This is a genomic window from Sphingomonas sp. (genome assembly GCF_042096255.1).
Taxonomy (GTDB): Bacteria; Pseudomonadota; Alphaproteobacteria; order Sphingomonadales; family Sphingomonadaceae; genus Sphingomonas.
Window position 1 is genome coordinate 1 of record NZ_JBELLZ010000013.1, and the last position, 20,333, is coordinate 20,333.

The window sequence follows — 20,333 nt, forward strand, 5'->3', positions numbered from 1 at the left end:
GCCCGTCGAGGAACATGTGGTCATAGGCGGTGTCATGGCCGATGCGCGCGCCCGAGCGGTGCTTCTTGAGGAGGTAGGGCGCGTTGGTCATGCTCTCCATGCCGCCCGCGACCACCAGGTCGACCGAGCCGGCGCCGATCGCCTCCGCGCCCATGATCACCGTCTGCATGCCCGAGCCGCAGACCTTGTTGACCGTGGTCGCCTGGACCGACTTGGGCAGTCCGGCCTTGATCGCCGCCTGGCGCGCGGGCGCCTGGCCGAGGCCGGCGGGCAGCACGCAGCCCATGTAGATCCGCTCGACCTCGCCCCCGTCGATACCGGCGCGCTCCACCGCTGCGCGCACCGCGGTGGCGCCGAGATCGGTGGCCGACACATCGGCGAGCGCGCCCTGCATGCCGCCCATCGGCGTGCGGGCATAGGACAGGATGACGACGGGATCAGACATGGCTCTCTCCAGCGGATTTGTGCGCTGCAATGTAGGCCCGTGGGCGGGGCGGGGCAACGTCTGCCAACATTGCCGAACCTCCCGGCGCCGACGCGCGTTGAGCCGCGCCATGGACACCCTTGTCGAAACGCTGAAATGGGCCGCCGCGATCAGCGGCATGGCTGCGGCCTTCATGGTCTCGCTCGATCTCGGCCGGCGGCTGACCGGCTGGGGGTTCGTGATCTTCGTCGGCAGCTCGATCTGCTGGATCAGCGGCGCGCTGTTGACGCAGGACTGGGCGCTGGGCACGCAGAACATCGTGCTGTTCGGGATCAACGTCTTCGGCGTGTATCGCTATCTCGTCCGCAAGACGGGTGTCTGACGCGCTGGCGTTCGCCGGCGGGCTGGCGCTGCTCGGCGCGATCCTCGGCAGCTTCCTCGCCACGCTGGCGATCCGCTGGCCGCAAGAGAGGACCGCGCTGGCCGGGCGATCAGCGTGTGATTCGTGCGGGCGACCGTTGCGCGCGATCGAACTGATGCCGCTGGTCAGTGCGCTGCTCCAGCGCGGACGCTGCCGGTCGTGCGGTGCGGCAATCGACCCGCGGCACTGGCGGATCGAGGCGGGAGCGGCGGCGATCGGGCTTGCCTCGGGCCTCCTCGCGCCGGGCTGGGCGGGGGTGGCGGGGGCGATGTTCGGCTGGCTGCTGCTCACCCTGGCGGCGATCGATGCGGCGGAGCTGATCCTGCCCGACGAGCTGACCGCCACGCTCGCTGCGGTCGGCCTCGCCAGTGCCGCGTTGGTGCCCCAGCCCGCCTTTGCGGACCGGATGATCGGCGCGGGCGCTGGCTTCCTTTCCTTGTGGTTCCTGTCCACCTTCTACGGCGCCTTGCGCGGGCGCGAGGTGATGGGGGAGGGGGACCCGCGGCTGCTGGCGGCGATCGGCTGCTGGCTCGGCTGGCAGGTGCTGCCGCTGGTGCTGTTCGCCGCCGCTGCGGTGGGCCTGCTGACCGCCGGCATCGCGCGGCTGCGCGGCGGCGCGGTGGCGTGGGACAGCGAACTGCCGTTCGGCACGTTTCTAAGCATTGCGGCTTACATGGTGTGGGCGGGCATGATAGCCTGTCCTGCATGCTGGCCTTCGTTCTAGCGCTCGCCACTTCGGTCAACGGGCTGCCGCTCGGCGAGCTTGCGCCCCAGGCGCTGCCGGCGAGCGGCTGCGCGGCCTATCTGTTCACCACCGGCGACAAGCGGCATTTCGTCGCGGTGGCGAGCGCGGGCAGCATCCGGGTAGCGCTGGATGGCAAAGCGGTGGACCTGCCGCGCGCCGCGCAGGTCGGCGCGGCGGGCTACGGCCTCGCTGCCGACACCGAATATCGCGCCGGCGACACGCTCGCCGCGCTGTCGCTTACCGTCTCCGAACGGGCGGACCTGCGCGATGGCGCGGCCGTGCCCGCGGCGACGCTTAGGATCGACCGTCCGGGGCAGGACGGCGTGGTGGTGCCGCTGGTGGGGATGATCGGCTGCGCCCCCTGACACGAAGGGGAGAGGTCACATGCGGGCGATACTCGACGCACAACGCGCGGCGTTCATGGCGGCGCTGCCGGAGCCCTTGTCGGTGCGCAAGGACCGGCTCAAGCGCGCCCAGGCGATGATCCGCGACCATGCCGACCGGTTCTGCGAGGCGCTGAGCGAGGATTTCGGCCACCGCAGCCGCGAACAGTCGATGATGACCGACATCGCCGGCTCGATCACGCCGTTGAAGCACGCCGAGAAGCACCTCGACCGCTGGGCGCGGCGTGACAAGCGTTCGGTCCAGTTCCCGCTCGGGCTGCTCGGCGCGAAGGCGTGGGTGGAATATCAGCCCAAGGGCGTGGTGGGCGTGATCTCGCCGTGGAACTTCCCGATCAACCTGGTGATGAGCCCGCTCGCCGGCATCTTCGCGGCGGGCAACCGCGCGATGGTGAAGACCAGCGAATATACCCCTGCCACCTCGGCGGTGTTCGAGGAGGCGGTGGCGAAGTATTTCGCGGCGGACGAGCTCGCCTTCGTCAGCGGCGGGCCGGACGTGGGTAAGGCCTTTGCCGAGCTGCCCTTCGATCACCTGATCTTCACCGGCGCGACCGGCATCGCCCGCCATATCCTCCACGCCGCCGCCGACAATCTCGTCCCGGTGACGCTGGAGCTGGGCGGCAAGAGCCCGGTGATCCTGGGCAAGGGCGCCGACATCGCCAAGGCGACCGAGCGGGTTGCGCTGGGCAAGATGCTCAACGCCGGCCAGATCTGCCTCGCGCCCGACTATATGCTGGTGCCGAGTGGCGAGGAGCCGCGGGTGGTGGAGGGCCTCAAGGCGGCGGCATCGGCGATGTACCCGACCCTGTTGTCCAACCCGGACTATACCAGCGTAGTCAACGACCGCCACTTCCAGCGCCTGACCGACTGGGTGGACGACGCCCGCGCCAAGGGCGCGACGGTGGAGGTGGTGAACCCGGCGGGCGAGGATTTCGGCAGCACCAACAGCCGCAAGATGCCGTTCCACATCATCCGTGACGCCACCGACGAGATGATTGTGATGCAGGAGGAGATCTTCGGCCCCGTGCTCCCCGTCCGCCGCTACGACACGATCGAGGGCGCGATCGGCGAGGTCAACCGCCGCGACCGGCCGCTGGGGTTGTACTATTTCGGCAGCGACGCGGGCGAGCGGCGGCGCGTGCTCGACCGGACGATCTCGGGCGGGGTGAGCCTCGACGATGTGATCTTCCACGTCTCGATGGAGGACCTGCCGTTCGGCGGCATCGGCCCCTCGGGCATGGGCTCCTACCATGGCCTGGACGGCTTCCGGACGTTCAGCCACGCCAAGGCGGTGTACAAGCAGGCCCGCGTGGACGTGGCCAAGCTGGCGGGGCTGAAGCCGCCATACGGTGCCGCGACGCGCAAGGCGGCAGCGCGGCAGATAGGGTGAGAGGGCCTTCTCTCCCTCCTCAAAGGGAAGGGTGGGAGGGCTGCGCGCGCTGATCTTTGACGCGCGGCGAAACGGAAATGATCCGGTCCACGATCATCTCATGATCGGACACACCCATGTGCCCATGTTTGCCAGGAAGTAGCGTGCGGCGGCCGATAAAGATGATGTCGTACTCTCGGCCGCTCGCTTTACGCCGCGACGGTAGAAGGCCGTCTGTGAAGGTTAGCCAAGTCCGAGGCACGGACTCGCTAAATTCGCATGTTTTTGCAGGAGCAGCGCAGAAATGCTGTCCCTCGAACTCATCCAGCCAAATACCCTGCCAGCGCTGAGTTGGGGTCATCTTGAAACATTTGTCTGTGCCGCTCAGGAAGAGGCTTTCGTCGCCATTACGAAGCCGTTCGAAGCACTGGCGGGTCATTCCAGGATAAAAGCTCCGAATGTGATCCGCCTTCCGTTCGGCTGCTTCGGTCGAATTCGGGCTGCACGCGCTTACTGACCAGAGCGCAACTATTGCTGTCGCGAGTGTGGTGAAGATCTTCCTCATGTATGCAACGTGTCCGGCAAAGGTCTCGAGCTGAGTTTTGCTGAGGTCAATGGCGTTGTCGAGGTGATCCTCGCAGCCGTTGCGCGAGGGGCCACCCACCCCCGGCCCCTCCCTTCCAGGGAGGGGAGCAGGGATCAGAACCCCAGCGCGGCGACCTCTTCCTCCGCGAACCCCAGACCTCGCAGCACCGCGGCATCCTTGCGCTCGCCGGCCATTGCCGGCGCCACCGTGCCGCTGACCGAATAGCGCGGCGCGGGCGCCGGCTGCTTGACCCCGCCTGCCTCGACGAACGCGCCGCGCGCGACGTTGTGCGCGTCGTCATACGCCTCGTCGAAGCCCAGCACCGGCGCGAAGCAGACGTCGTGGCCCTTGAACGCCGCCACCCATTCGTCGCGCGTCTTGCCCTTGAACAGCGCCGCAATCTCCGCCTTGAGCGCGGGCCATTGCCGCGCGTCCATCTGCGCCGACCATTTGTCGTCAGATAAGCCCATCACCGCGCGCAGCTCGGCATAGAATTGCGGTTCGATCGCACCCAGCGAGACCCACTTGCCGTCCGCGGTCTCATAGGTGTCGTAGAAGTGCGCCGCGGTATCGAGCAGGTTGGTGCCGCGCTCGTCGCGCCAGCGGCCCATCGCGCGAAAGCCCCACATCATGGTCATCAGCAGCGCCGAGCCTTCGGTCATCGCCGCATCCACCACCTGGCCCTCGCCGGTGCGCTGGGCGTGGAGCAACGCGGCGAGCATGCCATAGGCCAGCAGCATGCCGCCGCCGCCGAAATCGCCGACCAGGTTGATCGGCGGCGTCGGCTTCTCGCCTTGGCGGCCCAAGGCGTGGAGCGCGCCGGAGATGGCGATATAGTTGATGTCATGCCCCGGCTCGGGCGCCATCGGCCCGGTCTGGCCCCAGCCGGTCATGCGGCCATAGACCAGTTTCGGATTGTCGCCGAGCAGCACGTCCGGCCCTAGGCCCAGCCGCTCCATCACGCCGGGGCGGAAGCCCTCGATGATCGCATCCGCTTGCTTGACGATCCGGCGGACCGCGGCGATCGACTCGGGCTTCTTGAGATCGAGCGCGATCGACTTGCGGCCGCGCAGTAGCGGGTCCTTCGCGGCCCCTCCGGCATCGCCGCGATCGATGCGAATCACCTCCGCGCCGTGATCGGCGAGCATCATGCCCGCGAACGGGCCCGGGCCGATTCCGGCGAACTCGACCACGCGGATGCCATGAAGGGGCGGGGTGCTCACGGACGTCCTCTCCTCTTGTCTCTTGGCCAGACGCTAGCGGGAGGGAGGGGGTGGCACAACAAAAGTTATGGCGTGCGCTTCGCCAGCGGCGGGGCGCCGCCGCCCAGCGCCAGTTCGGCGTCCGAGAAGCGGATCGGCGTGCGCAGGCCCGCGATCGGCCGCGCGGCATTGGGCGGCAACACCATGCCGCGCTCCGCGACCTGCGGGTCGGCGAGTGCCTGTTCCACCGTGTTGATCGGCCCCGCCGGCACGCCCGCCGCCTCCAGCTTCGCGAGCAGGTCGTCGCGCAGGAAGGTGCGGCAGCGTTCCTCGATCAGCGCGAACAGCGGCGCGCGATGCTCGATCCGCCCCGCATTGCTTACCCAGCGCGCGTCGGGCGCGATACCGACGATCGCGGCGAAGCGGCGGTATTGCGCGTCATTGCCCACCGCCAGGATGAACCAGCCATCACTGGTCGGGAACACCGCATAGGGGCTGACATTGGCATGCGCGTTGCCCATCCGCGGCGGGTTCAAGCCGCTGGCGAAGTAGTTCGCCGCCTGGTTGGCGAGCACCCCTGTCATCGTGTCGAGCAACGCACAATCGACCATCTGCCCGCGCCCCGTCCGTTCGCGCATGTGCAGCGCCGCCTGGATGCCGATCGTGGCGTACAGGCCGGTCATGATGTCGGCGAAGGCGACGCCGATCTTCTGCGGTGCGCCGTCGGGCTCGCCGGTCAGCGACATGATCCCGCCCATGCCCTGGATGATGAAGTCGTATCCCGCGCGGGAGGCGTACGGCCCGTCCTGGCCGAAGCCGGTGATCGAGCAATAGACCAGGCGCGGGTGATCGGGCGCCAGGTTGGCATAGTCGAGGCCGTATTTGGCCAGCCCGCCGACCTTGAAGTTCTCGATCACCACGTCGGCATCGGCGATCAGCGCCTTTACGCGGACGACATCGGTGGGGTCGGTGAAATCGGCAACGATGCCGGTCTTGCCGCGGTTGCAGGCGTGAAAGTAGGCGGCGGAGCGGTCCCCGTCCTGCTCCACGAACGGCGGCCCCCAGGTGCGGGTGTCGTCCCCCGCCGGGCTCTCCACCTTGATCACCTCCGCACCGAGATCGGCGAGGATCTGCCCCGCCCATGGCCCGGCGAGGATGCGCGCGAGCTCGACGACCTTAATGCCCTTCAGCGGCGCTTCGCTACCCACGTCATCCCTGCGGCGATATCGAGGGACGCTGGTGTAGTACGGGGCGGTGTTTTGCAAGCGTGCCGGATGCGGCGGGCGGCAGGCCTGGTCGATCAGCCCGCGCGCAGGCGCCGGCGCAGGGCATAGGCGGCGATGAGCAGGACCAAAGTCACGATCGCCGGCGCGGCTTTGCCGATGGGGTCACCGATAAGGATGTGCGTTCCCGCGGCGCCCACGAGGGTGGCCGCCATCGCGCCAAAGACCCAGTCCTGGAGAAAGGCGAAGCGCGGCTGATAGAGGCAGATCACACCGACGATGTACGCCACGCCGACGATGATCATGAAATGGCCCGGATAGCCAAGGCGCATCATTTCCTCTGCCATCACACCGCCCAGGTTGAGCACGCCGGCCACCAGGAAGACGCATGCGACAAGGGCCTGCAGCACCAGCTGGACCGTTCTGATCGCGCGTCTGGTCGGTGCGATGGTCGTCATGGTCATTTCCTCTGCATGTCCCATGGACCGGACGCGCGCCTCCGGGGCGCCCGCGGTCTCGAGAACCGGACGAGATCGCCCCGCCCACCTTGCGGAGTTCGGCGGGCGGGCCGCGGTGGTTACAGCCGGTGATCGAACCAGCCCCGCAGGCAGCAAGGGAGGCAGCCTGTGGCGACGTGCCCAGGCTATTGATCTATTGCGCGTCTGGTGCGGGGAGGGGGGCTAGAACGCCGCGATCCCCGTAATCGCGCGCCCGAGGATCAGCGCGTGGACGTCGTGGGCGCCTTCATAGGTGTTGACCGTCTCCAAGTTCATCAGGTGGCGCATCACCTGGTACTCGCCCGAGATGCCGTTGCCGCCGTGCATGTCGCGGCTCACCCGCGCGATGTCGAGCGCCTTGCCGACGTTGTTGCGCTTGACGATGGAGACCATCTCGGGGGCGAAGCGGCCCTCGTCCATCAGCCGGCCGACGCGCAGGCTCGCCTGGAGGCCCAGCGCGATCTCGGTTTCCATGTCTGCCAGCTTCTTCTGGTAGAGCTGGCGCCCTGCCAGCGGCGTGCCGAACTGCTTGCGGTCCAGCCCGTACTGCCGTGCGGCGTGCATGCAGAACTCCGCCGCGCCCATCGCGCCCCAACTGATGCCGTAGCGCGCGCGGTTGAGGCAGCCGAACGGGCCCTTGAGTCCCTGCACCTCGGGGAGCAGCGCGTCCTCGCCGACCTCCACCTCGTCCATGGTGATCATGCCGGTGATGGAGGCGCGCAGGCTGAGCTTGCCCTCGATCTTAGGCGCGGAAAGGCCCTTCATGCCCTTTTCGAGGATGAAGCCGCGGATGCCGCCGCCGTGCGCGTCCGACTTCGCCCAGACGACGAACACGTCCGCGATCGGGCTGTTTGAGATCCAGGTCTTGGCGCCCGAGATGACGTAACCACCGTCGGTCTTCTTCGCGCGCGTGGTCATGCCGCCGGGGTCGGAGCCCGCATCCGGCTCGGTCAGCCCGAAACAGCCGATCCACTCGCCGCTCGCCAGCATCGGAAGGTACTTCCGTCGCTGCTCTTCCGATCCGTACGCGTGAATGGGGTACATCACGAGCGACGACTGGACGCTCATCATCGAGCGGTAGCCCGAATCGATCCGCTCCACCTCGCGCGCGACCAGGCCATAGGCGACATAGCTCGCGCCGACGCCGCCATATTCCTCCGGCACCGTCGGGCCGAGCAGCCCCAGCTCGCCCATCTCGCGGAAGATCGCCGGATCGGTATGCTCGTGCTGGAACGCCTCCACGATCCGCGGCGCCAGCCGATCCTGCGCATAGGCGCGCGCCGTATCGCGGATCATCCGCTCGTCGTCGGTCAGCTGCTCGTCGAGCAGGAAGGGGTCCGCCCAGTCGAAAGGGCTCATGCCGGCCATCAAGTCTCTCCTTTTGGCCGGGTGTATAGACCCGCGCGGCCGCTAGCCAAGCTCGTGCGCATATCGGGGCTGATCGATTGCCAGCGCGTCGAGGGCGCACGCCTTCAGGTGCGCAACAAGCCCCGGATCGTCCGACGCGATTTCGCCCGAACGGATCGCCGCGACCAGCGCCATGTCGAGCTCGTCCCGCGTGCCCCCGCGGCCGAGCAGCGCCTGCATCCGTTCGGCCGCGCGCGCGTCGGCGGCGGGGCCCAGCGCCATGTCGCGCGCGGCGATTTCCAGCGCGTTGCGCGCGACCCGCAGGCCGAAGGTGCCCGCGCTGCCGTCAACCGGGAGCCAGCGCGCGACGCCTTCGACCAGCTCCTGCGCGGTGGGGTGGGTGATCATGCCGCGCGCTCCAGGATCGCCACGATGTCCGCCTCGGTCTCGCTCATCCGCCGGCCGATCACCGCGCGCTCCGGACCGGCGGCAGGGTCGGCGAGATAGGCGGCATACATGATAGTGGTCATCACCCCCCATTTGAGGCTGCCGACCATGGTCCAGAAGTCGAGCCGCTCGGCGCTGATCGGCGCGCCGCCCGCCTCGGCATAGCCGGCGAGCAGGTCGGCCACGTCGCCGAACCCGCCGACGCGCCGGGCGGGCTGGCCGAAGCGCCAGCTGTTGGTGCAGATCCAGCCGAGGTCCTCGGCCGGATCGCCGACATGCGCCAGCTCCCAGTCCAGCACCGCGACCAGCCCCGTCCCGGGGTCCACCATCAGGTTGCCGTTGCGGAAATCACCATGCACCAGCGTCAGCCCGGTCTCTTCCGGCAGACGCCGCTCCAGCCAGCGGAACGCCGCCTCGATCGTCGGCCGCACCGCGCCCGAGGCACGCCAGGTCGCCTCGTAATTCGCCAGCGTCTCGCGTGGACCTACCGTCGCCAGCGCCGCCACCGGCGGGGTGGCATGGATGCGGGCGAGCGCGGCGCCGCACTGGCGCGCCAGCACGCCGCGTGCCGGCGCGAAAGCAGGGTCGGTGGCGATCCTCTTGCCCAAAGTCTCGCCGGAGACGCGCCGCATCACATAGGCCTCGCCCAGCCCGTCGGCATCGTCGCAGACATGCACCACCTCGGGCGCGGGCACGCCGGCGGCGGTGGCGGCGGCGATCACCTCCGCTTCCAGCCGCAGCGGCGGCTTGCGGCCGGGATGCTCGTCGGAAACACCGGTGCGCCGGCGCAGGATCAGCGGCACGCCGCTTGCCTCGAACGCCCATGTCTCCATGCTCGCACCGCCGGTCAGCCGGGTGAGGCCGGCGATCCCCTCCGCGCCCGGCACCAGCGCTCCCGCGATCGCACCGAGCCGGGTCGCGATCCCGTCTTTCGACAACCTCTCCATGGGGGGCTGTAAATCACGCCGCGCCGCGCTACGCCAGTTAAAAGACTCGACTTAGATCGTGGGGAGAGGACGTCATGGATTTCGATCTGCCGCAGGACCTGAAGGACTATCTCGCCGAGCTCGACGCGTTCATCGCCGCCGAGATCAAGCCGCTGGAGGCGCAGGACGACAACATCCGCTTCTTCGACCACCGGCGCGAGCATGCCCGCACCGACTGGGACAATCAGGGCCTCCCCCGCACCGAGTGGGAGGAGCTGCTGCGCGAGGTGCGCCGCCGCGCCGACAAGGCGGGCCACCTCCGCTTCGCGCTTCCACGCGAATATGGCGGCCGCGACGGATCGAACCTGTGGATGGCGGTGATCCGCGATCACTTCGCGTCGATGGGCCTGGGCCTCCACAACGACCTGCAGAACGAGCATTCGATCATCGCCAATTTCCCCCAGGTGCTGATGTTCCAGGATTTCGGCACCAAGGCGCAGGCGGACGAATTCATCCCCGGCATGCTCGAAGGACGCTACCGCATCTGCTTCGGCCTGACCGAGCCGGACCATGGCTCCGACGCGACCTTCATGGAAACGCGCGCGGTAAAGGACGGGAACGGCTGGCGGATCGACGGCGGCAAGATGTGGACGACGGGCATGCACGTCGCCAGCCACATCATGATGTTCGCGCGCTCCTCGGGGAAGGACGGCGATGCCGACGGGATCAGCTGCTTCCTGGTCGATGCCAAGGATCCGGGGGTAAAGGTCGAGGAATATTACTGGACCTTCAACATGCCCACCGATCACCCGCGGATCAGCGTCAGCAACGTGCACGTGCCCGCCGACGCGATCCTGGGGGAGGAGGGCAAGGGCCTCGCGGTCGCGCAGCATTTCGTCCACGAGAACCGCATCCGCCAGGCGGCGTCGTCCTGCGGCGCGGCGGACTATTGCGTACAGGAGAGCGTGAAATACGCGCTGGAGCGCAAGCCCTTCGGCAAGCCGCTCGCCGCCAACCAGGCGATCCAGTTCCCGCTGGTCGAGCTCGCCACGCAGATCCGCATGCTCCGCCTGATGATCCGCGAGACCGCCTGGCAGATGGACCAGATGCCCAAGCCCGAGGTGGAAAAGCAGCTCTCGGACAAGATCAGCATGTGCAATTACTGGGCGAACCGGCTGTGCTGCGAGGCGGCGGACCGGGCAATGCAGGTGCATGGCGGCATCGGCTATTCGCGGCACAAGCCGTTCGAGCACATCTACCGCCACCACCGCCGCTACCGGATCACCGAAGGATCGGAGGAGATCCAGATGCGCAAGGTCGCCGCCTGGATGTTCGGCTTCGCCGGCCCGAACCGACGGCCGCGGGGATAGCGATCCCAAACGCGCTATTGCGAACAGTTATCATCCTCACTAAGCGCCCCGATCATGAGGACTCGGCGGCTGCCCTGCGCCGCCGGGTCCACCGATCGGGGGACTGACGTTGAAGACCAAGGTATCGCTTCTTCTCGCAACCGCTTTCGCCGCGCTGGCCATGCCGGCCGTCGCGCAGACCGGCGGCGCCACGGCCGAACCGCCGGCGGAGGAGACCACCGAGCGTACTGCGGAAGAGGCAGAGGGCGATGTCGTCGTCACCGGCACCTATACGCTGCCCGACCGGATCGACACCGCCACCGGCCTCGGCCTCACCGTGCGTGAGACGCCGCAGTCGGTCAGCATCGTCACCGCGCAGCGCATCCTGGACCAGAACCTGATCAGCGTGCGCGACGTGATCAACAATGCGGTCGGCGTCTCGGTCAACGAGTTCGACGATGTCCGTAACGAGTTCTTCGCGCGCGGTTTCGAGATCCGCAACACACAGGTCGATGGCGTGCCCGCGGCCTGGACGCTCGCCGGCGGCAATGGCGAGACCAGCATCGACGTGTCGATCTACGAGCGCGTCGAGATCGTGCGCGGCGCCACCGGCCTGCTCTCGGGCGCGGGCGATCCCTCCGCCTCGGTCAACCTCGTCCGCAAGCATGCAGATGCCGAGGCGTGGACCGGTTATGTCAACGCCCAGGCGGGCAGCTGGGACACCTATCGCCTCTCCGCCGATGTCGGCGGCGCGCTCGACAAGGCCGGCCGCATCCGCGTCCGCGCGGTCGGCCGCTACGAGAATGCGAAGAACTTCACCGACCTGCTGCACACCAAGAAGTGGGTGGCCTATGGCGTCATCGACGCCGACGTGACCGAGACCACGCTGGTCCGCGCCGGCATCAGCCACCAGGACACCAAGCCCAAGGGCGCGACTTGGGGCTCGCTACCCACCTTCTATAGCGACGGCTCGGTCACCACCGACATCGATCGCTCGCAGACCACCGCGGCCGACTGGACCTATTGGAACTCCACCAACCAGAACATCTTCGCCACCATCCACCAGGAGATCGGCGACCGCTGGACGGTGACGGCCAATTACAACCGGCTGCGCAACACCGGCAGCACCCAGCTGCTCTACATGTATGGCACCGCCGATCGCGAGACCGGCACGATCCAGTCGAGCAATCCGTACAAGTCCGAGGGGATCAGCGTCCAGGAGAGCTTCGACGGCCAGATCAAGGGCCTGGTCAACGTGTTCGGCCGTGATCACGAGGTCGTGATCGGCGCGCTGCACAGCATCCTCAACCGCCACACCGATAATTATGTAGCGCCGTACACCGAGAACAATCCCGCGTTTGGCGAGGGGCTCAACAGCTGGGCCACCAACGTCCCCGTGCTCGGCCGCGAGGGCGCACTGTTCCCGGAGCCCGTGTTCGGCACTGTCGCGGTCCGCAACGAGCAGGAGCGGATCAAGCAGACCGGTTACTACGGCGCGGTGCGGCTCAACATCGCCGATCCGTTGAAGATCATCGCCGGCGGCCGCATCGCCAGCTGGCAGCAGGAAGGCTTTGCCTGGAGCGGCCCCAGTAAGTTCGGGGCTAACGACGAGTTCATCCCTTATGTCGGCGCACTGTTCGACGTGACGCCGAACCACCGCCTCTACGCCAGCTATACGCGCATCTTCCAGCCGCAGAACCTGCGCACCCGGACCTTCGAGCTGATCGAGCCGCTCGACGGCAAGGCCTATGAGGTCGGCCTCAAGAGCGCGTTCTTCAACGAGGCGCTGCAGACCTCGATCGCACTGTTCCGCATCGAGCAGGACAATGTCGGCCAGCCTGACGAAATGGTGATCCCGCCGGGCGGCGGTCTGCCGCAGCAGACTTATGTCGCCGCGCAGGGCGTCACCAGCGAAGGCTTCGAGGTCGAGGTTACCGGCCAGCCGCTGCCGGGCTGGAACATCAACTTCGGCTACAGCCAGTTCAAGGCCGAGGATCGCGATGAGGTCGCCGCAAATACGCAGCAGCCGCGCCGGCTGCTCAAGCTGTTCACCACCTACACCTATGATCGCCTCACCTTCGGCGGTGGCGTAAACTACCGCAGCGAGGCGTTCACCAAGGGCACCAACCCGGTCACGGGAGACCCGTTCCGCTTCACCCAGCCGGGCTTCACCCTGGTCAGCCTGATGGGGCGCTTCGCCTTGACCGAGCAGGTCGATCTGCAGGCGAATGTCGAGAACCTGTTCGACGAGACCTATTACAGTCAGATGGGCACGTTCAGCCAGTATCGCTACGGCGCGCCGCGGCGATTCACCGCGGGTGCGACCTTCCGGTTCTGAGCTTCACCGGCCGCGCGATGGAGCCATCGTGCGGCCCATACATCGGCAGGAGTAGGATGATGAAGAAGGCGATCGTGATTGCCGCCGCGCTGCTGGCAGCGCCCGCCGCGGCGCATGAGGTGTGGGTAGAGCGCGATGCCACTGGCCCGGCGCGCATCTACCTGGGCGAGCCCGCCGACCCGGTGCCCGCCGCGGGCGACCCCGAGTTTCCCAAGCTCCAGAAGCCGCAGCTGGTCGGCGCGGCAAGCCCGGCGCTGACCCGCCGTGCCAACCATATCGAAGCGGCCGTCGCGGGTGCGGGCGATGTGCGTGTCCGCGACGACACGGTGTTCGCGCCGTGGGACGGCGAGGGCGGCAAGCAGGGCGCAGTGTTCTATGCGCGCGCCGGCCGCAGCGAGACCGCCGCGAAGCTCGACCTCGAACTGGTGCCGGTCGCGGCGCAAGCGGACCGCTTCACCCTGATGTTCCGCGGCAAGCCGCTGCCCGCCGCCAAGGTGACGGTGATCTCGCCCGAGCGCTGGCAGAAGTCGTTCGAGACCGATGCCGCCGGTGCCCTCGCGGTCCCCGAACTCGGCCGCGGCCGCTATCTCCTCAGCGCCTCGCACATCGAGAAGGCGCCCGGCAAGGTCGCCGGGCAGGACGTCGCCAGCGTAATGCATATCTCGACGCTGACGTTCGTGCGGTAACTAAGGGCGCCGGGCCGGCGGCCTCTCGCAGGACCTAATCCGCCTCGATCAGCGCCACGACCTCGTTGCGCGAGATCGACGGCGCTACGATGCAGTCGTGGTCCTGTCGCTTGACGGAACGGCCGGGCGCGTGCGGTGCCCTTAGAGCGCACAAAAAAATAGCGGCCCCGAAGGGCCGCTATTCTCTAACTCTGACGTGTCAGACAGCTCAGTTGCTGTCCGCGTCATCGTCCTCGTCGGCAATGATGACGATGCCGGCGATCACGGCAGCCGCCGCAAGAACCGCAACGACGATGCCGCCGCCCATGGCGTCATTCTTGGCCGAAACCGGCGCCGAGGCGCGGGCCGACTTCGCAACCGACAGGCTTGCCGCCGGGTTCGCCGGGGCAGCGAGGACCGGGGCAGCCGCGAAGGTCGCGACGGCGGCGGTCATCATGTACTTCGCAAGACGCATAAACGACTCCCTTTTCTCACACCTACCCTTGCACCACGCGTCGCAAAAAGCAACCGCGATCAACGGGGCGGACCCTCCAACAGGCATATGTTTCCGCGTCGCGGCACTAGCGTGACGCAAAGGGGCCAGCAAGCAGGATTCCATCCAGTTGCAACGAAACTCCACCAAATCACTGGAGTTCCGTTTGGAGGACCCAACGCGCCTCGCCCTCCAGCCCCAATGCGGTCAGCCGGTCGGTCTGGAAGCCGCCGGTGTCGATGCCGATCCGGTGCGGCAGCATTTCCACCTCGTCGCTGATCGTGTGACCGTGGACGATCACCTTCTCCAGCCGGCCGCGATGGCCGAGAAACGGATCACGAATCCAGCGCAGGTCCTCGCGCCGCTGCGCGTCCAGCGGCTTGCCCGGCCGGACGCCGGCATGAACGAAGGCATAGTCGCCGATCACCACCACGTCCTCCAGCTCCGACAGGAAGTCGCGATGCGCACCCGGGACCAGTGCCTGCAGCCGTGCGCTGACCTCCGCGTGCGACAGGCGCTCGTACTCGTCGGGAGCGACGCCGTAGCTCAGCGCGGTCTCGCGCCCGCCGATGCGGCAGAACAGCCGCGTCGCTCGCTCGTCGCCTCCCAGCGCCAGCAGGAACACCTCCTCGTGGTTGCCGGCGAGGAAGTGCGCGTCCATGGTCGCTTCGCCGGCGAACTGGCGCAGCAGGTCCACCACTGCCGCCGAATCGGGACCGCGATCGACATAGTCGCCCAGGAACACCAAGGTGGTATCGGCTTCGGGGCGGGCGGCGTCGTCCTGGCCGATCATCGTCAGCAGCCGGTTCAGCAGATCAAGCCGGCCGTGGATATCGCCGATCGCATACACGCGCCGGCCGTCCGGCACGCGGGCGGCGTCCGGTGTCTCGCGGCGAAGCGGGAAGAAGCGGCTGAGCATGGCAGCGGGCACGATAAGCGACGGGCCTTAACCCGCGCTGCACCGCACTGCAACAACGTGCGTCAGCCGGCAAGCCGCAGGGCCGGGGCGACGCGGCCGTCGCGTGGCTGGTCGGGCCAGATCCCGCGGGTGTCGAGCACCGCCTTGCCGGCGCGCTCGTCCACCGGCACCGACCGGAACAGGTCGTGGTCGACCAGCACGATCATCGTCGAACAGGTCTCGATCGCGGTGTCGAGGTCGACCAGGGTGGCGCCGGTGCCGTCGAACTCATGCGGCAGCGCGTTCGCATAGGGCTCGACCACGCGGATCCGCGCGCCGAAGCCGCGCGCCAGCCCGGCGGCGACCTTGAGCGCCGGGCTTTCGCGGAAGTCGTCGATGTTCGCCTTGAAGGCGAGGCCCAGGCACGCGACGGGCCCTGCGGTCTCCTCGATCAACGCGGCCGCCCGGGCGATCACATGCTCGGTCTTGCCGTCGTTGACCTCGCGCGCGGTGCGGATCAGCGGCGTGTTCTCGGGATCGGCGGCGACAAGGAACCAGGGGTCCACCGCGATGCAATGGCCGCCGACGCCGGGTCCGGGCTGGAGGATGTTGACGCGCGGGTGACGGTTGGCGAGGCGGATCACCTCCCACACGTCGACGCCCATCGTGTCGGCCACCAGCGAGAGCTCGTTAGCGAAGGCGATGTTGACGTCGCGAAAGGCGTTCTCGGTCAGCTTGGTCATCTCCGCCGCGCGCGCATTGGTGGTGACGCAGGCGCCGCGGACGAAGCGGCGATAGAAGGAGAGCGCCTTGCGCGCGCAGCGCGGCGTGATGCCGCCGATGACGCGGTCGTTATCGATCAGCTCGACCAGGATGCGCCCGGGCAGCACCCGCTCGGGGCAATAAGCGAGGGCATAGTCGCCTGCCTCGCCGCGGCCTGGCGCCTTGAGGTCGGGCCGCAGCTCGGCCAGCAGGTCGCGCACCTTCTCGGTGGTGCCAACGGGCGAGGTCGATTCGAGGATCACCGTGTCGCCCGCCTTGAGCACCGCGGCCAGGCTGGTGGCGGCGCGCAGCACATAGCCGATGTTGGGCTGGTGGTCGTCACCGAACGGCGTCGGCACCGCGATCACGAATACGTCGGCGGGGGCGATCTGGATGGAGGCGGTCAGCGTCCCGCGCGCCACCACGCCCGAGACGAGGCCGTCCAGGTCGACCTCCTCGATATGCACCTTGCCCGAATTGATCGTGTCGACGACATTCTGGTGCACGTCGATGCCCAGCACCCTGGCGCCGGTCCGCGCGATCACCGCCGCGGTCGGCAGGCCGATATAGCCGAGGCCGAGGACGACGACCTTGAGTTCAGAGTCCGAAACCATCCGCCACCAGCCCCGCGATCCGTTCGCTCGCGCGGCCGTCACCATACGGATTATGGGCCCGGGCCATGGCGAGATAGGCGGCCTTGTCGCCGAGAAGGGTTGAGACTTCGGAAACGATGCGGTCCTCGTCCGCGCCGATCAGCTTCGCGGTGCCCGCAGCGACCCCCTCGGGGCGCTCGGTGGTCTCGCGCATCACCAGCACGGGCTTGCCCAGCGCCGGCGCTTCCTCCTGCACCCCGCCCGAATCGGTCAGCGCCAGGTGGCAGAGCGAGAGGGCGCGGATGAAGTGCGGGTAGTCGAGCGGTTCGAGTCGCGCGACATTGGCAAGGTCGCCCAGCGCCGCATCCATCACCGACACGACATTGGGGTTTGGGTGCACGGGAAACAGCACCGCGGTGTCAGGCATCGCCGCGATCCGCCGAATGGCGCGGGCGATCGCCTCCATCCCGCCGCCGAAATTCTCGCGGCGGTGCGTCGTCACCAGCACGATCCGCTTGCCGGCGAACCGCTCGGCGATCGTGTCCAGCCCCGCCGCCAACGACGGATCGGCGGCGATCCGCTCGCGCGTCCAGTGCAGCGCGTCGATCACGGTATTGCCGGTGACTTGGACGCCGGCGCGCACATTCTCCCGCGCCAGCGCGTCCGCTGCGGTCTGCGTCGGCGCAAAGTGCAGGTCGGCGATCGGCGCGATCATCCGCCGGTTCACCTCCTCGGGCCAGGGATGGTAGATGTCACCCGAGCGCAGCCCCGCCTCGACATGCCCCACCGGCACCCGGCGGTAGTAAGCGGCGAGCGCCCCGGCCATCGCGGTCGCAGTGTCGCCCTGCACGAGCACGCGGTCCGGCTTCGTCCGGTCCATCACTTCGCCCAGCCCCGTCAGCAGCCGGGCGGTGAGCCGGTCGAGCGTCTGCCCCGGCTCCATCAGGTCCAGGTCGATGTCGGGCGTGAGCCCCGCGATCGCCAGCACCTGGTCCAGCAGCCCGCGATGCTGCGCGGTGACGCAGGTCACCACCTCCAGCCCCGGCCGCGCCGCGAGCGCGCGCACCACGGGGAACAGCTTGATGGCTTCCGGCCGCGTGCCGAAGACGACGAGGGTTTTCATGGCGTCGCGGATAGACAGTCCCGCTTAAAGACGCGTCAACCGCCTTGTGCGCCGCACCATCTCATTGTCGCCGGAGTGGTCGCCCGCTAGGAACACGCAAACTGCCGGGGAGAAAGACGTGACGTTTAAGCCGATCCGCAAGGCCGTGTTTCCCGTCGCCGGTCTCGGCACGCGCTTCCTGCCCGCCACCAAGGCGATGCCCAAGGAAATGCTGACCGTCGTGGACAAGCCGCTGATCCAATATGCGGTGGAAGAGGCTTTGGAAGCGGGCTGCGACCAGATCATCTTCGTCACCGGTCGCGGCAAGGGCGCGCTGGAGGACCATTTCGACGTCTCCTACGAGCTCGAAGCGACGATGAAGGCGCGCGGCAAGAGCATGGCGCTGATCGAGGGCATCCGCCAGAAGCCGGGCAGCCCGGTCTATGTCCGCCAGCAGGAGCCGCTCGGCCTCGGCCATGCCGTGTGGTGCGCGCGCGAGATCGTGGGAGACGAGCCGTTCGCCGTGCTGCTGCCCGACGAGCTGATGGTGGGCGAGCCCGGCTTCCTCAAGCAGATGGTGCAGGCCTATGAGAAGGTCGGCGGCAATCTGATCGGCGCACTCGAAGTGGCGCCTGCGGAGACCGACAAATACGGCATCATCACGCCGGGCAAGGTGGATGGCGCACTGACCGAGGTGCTCGAGGTGGTGGAGAAGCCCACGAAGGGCACCGCCAAGTCGAACCTGATGACTCCCGGCCGCTACATCCTTCAGCCCGAGGTGATGAAGATCCTCGACAATCCCGTCACCGGCGCGGGCGGCGAGATCCAGCTCACCGACGCGATGGCGCAGCTTATCGGCAAGCAACCCTTCCACGGTTATACCTTCGATGGTCGCCGCTTCGACTGCGGCGACAAGGCCGGCTGGGTCCAGGCGAATCTGGCGCTGGCGCTGGAGCGCGAGGATATCGGGCCAGCCGTGCGCGGCTTCGCGCAGAAGCTGCTCGCGTAAGTACCGAGGTGACAATTCTCGTCACCGGCGCGGCGGGGTTCATCGGCTATCATGTCTGCCGGGCGCTCGCCGCGCGTGGTGACGACGTGCTCGGCATCGACGACCTTAACCCCTATTACGACCCCAAGCTCAAACGCGACCGCCTCGCCGATCTGGGCGATGCGATCCGCTTCGCCGAATGCGACTTTGCCGACGAGACGGCGCTGGCGGCGGCGGTGGCGGATGCGGAAGTAGACCGCGTCATCCACCTCGGCGCGCAGGCGGGCGTGCGCTACTCGCTTCAGAACCCGCGCGCCTACGTCCGCGCCAACCTCGCCGGGCACCTCAACCTGCTGGAGTTCGCGCGCGAACGCGCCGTGCGGCACTTGGTCTATGCCTCCTCGTCGTCGGTCTACGGCGGCAACACCAAGTTGCCGTTCCGCGTCGAGGACCGTGTCGACCATCCCGTCTCGCTCTACGCCGCCACCAAGAAGGCGGACGAGCTGATGAGCGAGACCTATTCCCACCTGTTCCGGATACCTCAGACGGGCCTGCGCTTCTTCACCGTCTACGGCCCCTGGGGCCGGCCGGACATGGCGCTGTGGCTGTTCACGAGCGCGATCCTGGAGGACCGGCCGATCGCGGTGTTCAACCATGGCAAGATGCAGCGCGACTTCACCTACATCGACGACATCGTCGCGGGCGTGATCGCCGCACTAGATCACCCGCCCATGGACGACGGTTCGCCCAAGGCCGGGGGCAGCGTCAGCCCGCACGCGCTCTATAACATTGGCAACAACCGCCCCGAGGAATTAGGCAAGCTGATCGACCTGATCGAGGCCGCCTGCGGCAAGCCGGCGTTGCGCGACTTCCAGCCGATGCAGCCCGGCGACGTCCCCGCCACCTACGCCGACATCAGCGCGATCGCAGAGGACCTCGGCTACGCGCCGACGACGCCGATCGAGGTGGGCGTGCCGAAGTTCGTCGACTGGTACCGGGCGTACAAGGGGGTTTGAGGCTCGCCAGGCTACCGCCTCGCCGCTTCAAAGACTCACCCACAGCCGTTTATCTTGAGGAGCCGCTGAGCGAAGTCGAAGCGGCGTCTCGAAGGACATGCGGTGCTTCGAGACGGCCCTTCGCTGGCGCTCAGTGCCTCCTCAGCACGAACGGTACAGCGCGCTTGCTACTTCTTCCGCGCCTTGCGTGCCGCATAGCGCGCGTCGCGCGCGGCCTTCATCTCCGCCGCACTCGGTGGGGTAAGCCGCGCCGCCTTGAGCGCGGCCGCAGCAGCGGCTTCCGCCTCCGCCGCTGCCTTTGCCTCGGCCTTCGCCACGCGCTCCGCCTTTGCCGCGGCCAGCGCCTCGGCCCGCTTGGCCCTGGCCTCGACCGCCGCCTGTTCCTTCGCCTCGGCTACCCGGCGCCGTTCCGCCAGCACGGCCTCATCCACCGGCGGCTTCGACTTCAGCTTCTCCAGCGCCTTCTGCTTGGCGCTGCCGGCAGCGGCGATGCGATCTTGGAACGAGGGATTGACGAAGGAAGCCACGCATTGTCCTTGAA

At 67.9% G+C, this 20,333-nt stretch carries 21 protein-coding genes and 1 pseudogene; 9 read left to right on the forward strand and 13 right to left on the reverse strand.

Annotated features, from left to right (window positions below; all coding sequences use genetic code 11):
- Positions 1–445 (reverse strand): annotated as a pseudogene (locus ACFDTH_RS04240) (acetyl-CoA C-acetyltransferase); the annotation flags it as partial.
- 109 nt (positions 446–554) lie between these two features.
- On the opposite strand from ACFDTH_RS04240, the gene ACFDTH_RS04245 reads away from it, so the two are divergent.
- The 4 genes from ACFDTH_RS04245 to ACFDTH_RS04260 are packed head-to-tail and all read left to right on the forward strand — an operon-like array spanning position 555 to position 3,381.
- Positions 555–806, forward strand: coding sequence for a hypothetical protein (locus ACFDTH_RS04245; protein ID WP_375286256.1), 252 nt, complete (start codon positions 555–557; stop codon positions 804–806).
- Positions 799–1,569 (forward strand): prepilin peptidase, encoded by a 771-nt coding sequence (locus ACFDTH_RS04250; protein ID WP_375286257.1) that lies wholly within the window; start codon positions 799–801, stop codon positions 1,567–1,569. Before ACFDTH_RS04245 ends, ACFDTH_RS04250 begins: the two co-directional genes overlap by 8 nt.
- Complete coding sequence (locus tag ACFDTH_RS04255) at positions 1,551–1,955, forward strand: hypothetical protein (protein ID WP_375286258.1); 405 nt, start codon at positions 1,551–1,553, stop codon at positions 1,953–1,955. Before ACFDTH_RS04250 ends, ACFDTH_RS04255 begins: the two co-directional genes overlap by 19 nt.
- A gap of 19 nt (positions 1,956–1,974) precedes the next feature.
- On the forward strand, positions 1,975–3,381 hold the full coding sequence (locus ACFDTH_RS04260; protein ID WP_375286259.1) for a coniferyl aldehyde dehydrogenase: 1,407 nt from the start codon (positions 1,975–1,977) through the stop codon (positions 3,379–3,381).
- 19 nt (positions 3,382–3,400) lie between these two features.
- On the opposite strand, the gene ACFDTH_RS04265 is transcribed toward ACFDTH_RS04260, so the two are convergent.
- From ACFDTH_RS04265 to ACFDTH_RS04295, 7 genes are all read right to left on the reverse strand, one after another.
- A complete protein-coding gene (locus ACFDTH_RS04265; RefSeq protein WP_375286260.1) occupies positions 3,401–3,925 on the reverse strand; it encodes a hypothetical protein in 525 nt (174 codons plus the stop codon).
- Positions 3,926–4,059: 134 nt separating this feature from the next.
- A complete protein-coding gene (locus ACFDTH_RS04270) occupies positions 4,060–5,169 on the reverse strand; it encodes a CaiB/BaiF CoA transferase family protein (protein ID WP_375286261.1) in 1,110 nt (369 codons plus the stop codon).
- 65 nt (positions 5,170–5,234) lie between these two features.
- Positions 5,235–6,356: a CaiB/BaiF CoA transferase family protein gene (locus ACFDTH_RS04275; RefSeq protein ID WP_375286262.1), complete on the reverse strand. Its 1,122-nt coding sequence runs from the start codon at positions 6,354–6,356 to the stop codon at positions 5,235–5,237.
- A 92-nt stretch (positions 6,357–6,448) separates the two neighbouring features.
- Positions 6,449–6,829: a DoxX family protein gene (locus ACFDTH_RS04280; protein ID WP_375286263.1), complete on the reverse strand. Its 381-nt coding sequence runs from the start codon at positions 6,827–6,829 to the stop codon at positions 6,449–6,451.
- Between the two features lie 222 nt (positions 6,830–7,051).
- Entirely contained in the window at positions 7,052–8,236 is a 1,185-nt protein-coding gene (locus ACFDTH_RS04285) for an acyl-CoA dehydrogenase (RefSeq protein ID WP_375286264.1), read from the reverse strand.
- 42 nt (positions 8,237–8,278) lie between these two features.
- A complete protein-coding gene (locus ACFDTH_RS04290) occupies positions 8,279–8,623 on the reverse strand; it encodes a DUF6285 domain-containing protein (RefSeq protein ID WP_375286265.1) in 345 nt (114 codons plus the stop codon).
- Positions 8,620–9,609: a phosphotransferase family protein gene (locus ACFDTH_RS04295; protein WP_375286266.1), complete on the reverse strand. Its 990-nt coding sequence runs from the start codon at positions 9,607–9,609 to the stop codon at positions 8,620–8,622. Before ACFDTH_RS04295 ends, ACFDTH_RS04290 begins: the two co-directional genes overlap by 4 nt.
- 74 nt (positions 9,610–9,683) lie before the next feature.
- Between ACFDTH_RS04295 and ACFDTH_RS04300 the strand changes: the two genes are divergently transcribed.
- From ACFDTH_RS04300 to ACFDTH_RS04310, 3 genes are all read left to right on the forward strand, one after another.
- Positions 9,684–10,958 carry an acyl-CoA dehydrogenase family protein gene (locus ACFDTH_RS04300; protein WP_375286267.1) on the forward strand — a complete coding sequence of 425 codons (1,275 nt, stop codon included), beginning with the start codon at positions 9,684–9,686 and terminating at the stop codon, positions 10,956–10,958.
- 109 nt (positions 10,959–11,067) lie between these two features.
- A complete protein-coding gene (locus ACFDTH_RS04305) occupies positions 11,068–13,275 on the forward strand; it encodes a TonB-dependent siderophore receptor (protein ID WP_375286268.1) in 2,208 nt (735 codons plus the stop codon).
- A gap of 59 nt (positions 13,276–13,334) precedes the next feature.
- Positions 13,335–13,961, forward strand: coding sequence for a DUF4198 domain-containing protein (locus ACFDTH_RS04310; protein WP_375286269.1), 627 nt, complete (start codon positions 13,335–13,337; stop codon positions 13,959–13,961).
- A 208-nt stretch (positions 13,962–14,169) separates the two neighbouring features.
- Here ACFDTH_RS04310 and ACFDTH_RS04315 read toward each other — a convergent pair whose 3' ends face one another.
- The 4 genes from ACFDTH_RS04315 to wecB all read right to left on the reverse strand — a co-directional run bounded on the left by ACFDTH_RS04315 (position 14,170) and on the right by wecB (position 17,809).
- Positions 14,170–14,397, reverse strand: coding sequence for a hypothetical protein (locus tag ACFDTH_RS04315; protein ID WP_375286270.1), 228 nt, complete (start codon positions 14,395–14,397; stop codon positions 14,170–14,172).
- A 187-nt stretch (positions 14,398–14,584) separates the two neighbouring features.
- Positions 14,585–15,364: a metallophosphoesterase family protein gene (locus ACFDTH_RS04320; RefSeq protein ID WP_375286271.1), complete on the reverse strand. Its 780-nt coding sequence runs from the start codon at positions 15,362–15,364 to the stop codon at positions 14,585–14,587.
- Between the two features lie 50 nt (positions 15,365–15,414).
- Positions 15,415–16,707 (reverse strand): UDP-N-acetyl-D-mannosamine dehydrogenase, encoded by a 1,293-nt coding sequence (gene wecC / locus ACFDTH_RS04325; RefSeq protein ID WP_375286272.1) that lies wholly within the window; start codon positions 16,705–16,707, stop codon positions 15,415–15,417.
- Positions 16,691–17,809 carry a non-hydrolyzing UDP-N-acetylglucosamine 2-epimerase gene (gene wecB / locus ACFDTH_RS04330; RefSeq protein WP_375286273.1) on the reverse strand — a complete coding sequence of 373 codons (1,119 nt, stop codon included), beginning with the start codon at positions 17,807–17,809 and terminating at the stop codon, positions 16,691–16,693. Before wecB ends, wecC begins: the two co-directional genes overlap by 17 nt.
- A gap of 118 nt (positions 17,810–17,927) precedes the next feature.
- On the opposite strand from wecB, the gene galU reads away from it, so the two are divergent.
- Complete coding sequence (gene galU / locus ACFDTH_RS04335) at positions 17,928–18,797, forward strand: UTP--glucose-1-phosphate uridylyltransferase GalU (protein ID WP_375286274.1); 870 nt, start codon at positions 17,928–17,930, stop codon at positions 18,795–18,797.
- 8 nt (positions 18,798–18,805) lie between these two features.
- The gene (locus ACFDTH_RS04340; protein ID WP_375286275.1) at positions 18,806–19,792 is read left to right on the forward strand and encodes an SDR family NAD(P)-dependent oxidoreductase; all 987 of its coding nucleotides are present in this window, start codon (positions 18,806–18,808) and stop codon (positions 19,790–19,792) included.
- Between the two features lie 167 nt (positions 19,793–19,959).
- On the opposite strand, the gene ACFDTH_RS04345 is transcribed toward ACFDTH_RS04340, so the two are convergent.
- On the reverse strand, positions 19,960–20,319 hold the full coding sequence (locus tag ACFDTH_RS04345; protein WP_375286276.1) for a DUF6481 family protein: 360 nt from the start codon (positions 20,317–20,319) through the stop codon (positions 19,960–19,962).
- Between the last annotated feature and the right edge of the window lie 14 nt (positions 20,320–20,333).

Coding starts and splice junctions, on each gene's coding strand:
- wecC (WP_375286272.1), bottom strand. CDS start 16,707: ATGGTTTCGGACTCTGAACTCAAGGTCGTCGTCCTCGGCCTCGGCTAT.
- wecB (WP_375286273.1), bottom strand. CDS start 17,809: ATGAAAACCCTCGTCGTCTTCGGCACGCGGCCGGAAGCCATCAAGCTG.
- ACFDTH_RS04310 (WP_375286269.1), top strand. CDS start 13,335: ATGAAGAAGGCGATCGTGATTGCCGCCGCGCTGCTGGCAGCGCCCGCC.
- ACFDTH_RS04315 (WP_375286270.1), bottom strand. CDS start 14,397: ATGATGACCGCCGCCGTCGCGACCTTCGCGGCTGCCCCGGTCCTCGCT.
- ACFDTH_RS04255 (WP_375286258.1), top strand. CDS start 1,551: ATGCTGGCCTTCGTTCTAGCGCTCGCCACTTCGGTCAACGGGCTGCCG.
- ACFDTH_RS04245 (WP_375286256.1), top strand. CDS start 555: ATGGACACCCTTGTCGAAACGCTGAAATGGGCCGCCGCGATCAGCGGC.
- ACFDTH_RS04290 (WP_375286265.1), bottom strand. CDS start 8,623: ATGATCACCCACCCCACCGCGCAGGAGCTGGTCGAAGGCGTCGCGCGC.
- ACFDTH_RS04265 (WP_375286260.1), bottom strand. CDS start 3,925: ATGAGGAAGATCTTCACCACACTCGCGACAGCAATAGTTGCGCTCTGG.
- ACFDTH_RS04300 (WP_375286267.1), top strand. CDS start 9,684: ATGGATTTCGATCTGCCGCAGGACCTGAAGGACTATCTCGCCGAGCTC.
- ACFDTH_RS04280 (WP_375286263.1), bottom strand. CDS start 6,829: ATGACGACCATCGCACCGACCAGACGCGCGATCAGAACGGTCCAGCTG.
- ACFDTH_RS04260 (WP_375286259.1), top strand. CDS start 1,975: ATGCGGGCGATACTCGACGCACAACGCGCGGCGTTCATGGCGGCGCTG.
- ACFDTH_RS04285 (WP_375286264.1), bottom strand. CDS start 8,236: ATGGCCGGCATGAGCCCTTTCGACTGGGCGGACCCCTTCCTGCTCGAC.
- ACFDTH_RS04295 (WP_375286266.1), bottom strand. CDS start 9,609: ATGGAGAGGTTGTCGAAAGACGGGATCGCGACCCGGCTCGGTGCGATC.